Source organism: Microcystis aeruginosa NIES-4325 (assembly GCF_008974145.1).
In the GTDB taxonomy this organism is placed as follows: domain Bacteria; phylum Cyanobacteriota; class Cyanobacteriia; order Cyanobacteriales; family Microcystaceae; genus Microcystis; species Microcystis aeruginosa_G.
In genome coordinates this window covers 1-513 of sequence record NZ_BJKP01000120.1, presented here as the reverse complement: position 1 = coordinate 513, position 513 = coordinate 1, and the positions used below count along the sequence as shown (strand labels likewise).

General features: G+C 46.6%; 1 pseudogene. It reads left to right on the top strand.

The annotated features are described in order from the left end of the window. Window positions 1-513: pseudogene (locus MiAbW_RS19255) on the top strand (hypothetical protein); the annotation flags it as partial.

Genomic DNA, 513 nt, shown 5'->3' with positions numbered 1-513 from the left:
TTGAGGAATCGTACGGGTTAGGCGAGTTACTCGACGAGTTACCCGATCTAGTGCTAGGAATCAAGAGAAATCTAACTTCTTGGTATGAAATCGGTTTAATCTCTTGGAAAATCAAGCTATGCAAGGGTTGGCGGAAACGTTACACGTCCTTTAAGCAGTTTTGTGAGACTGCAATCGGTAAGACTTCCAGTGCTGTCAACAACTGGATCCGGGCCGCCCGGGTCATGAGTCAGCTAATATCTGCCGGATGCGATCGGTTGCCTATGAATGCTTCGATCGCATTAGAGTTATCCAAGTTTAGCGAGACCGACTTGCTAGAGTCTTGGCGTGATATTTGTGAGACTTACGCTGACCACGAGTTAACTCTCGATAAGGTCAAAGCCCATCTTGAGGACCCGTTTCAGAAGCTACCCAATTCCAAAAAGGTTAACATCCCTATCGAGCTATGGGAAAAGCTTCGAGAAAAGGCCGCCGAGTCTGGAATTTCTCCATCGAAGTTACTAGAGGAACTAA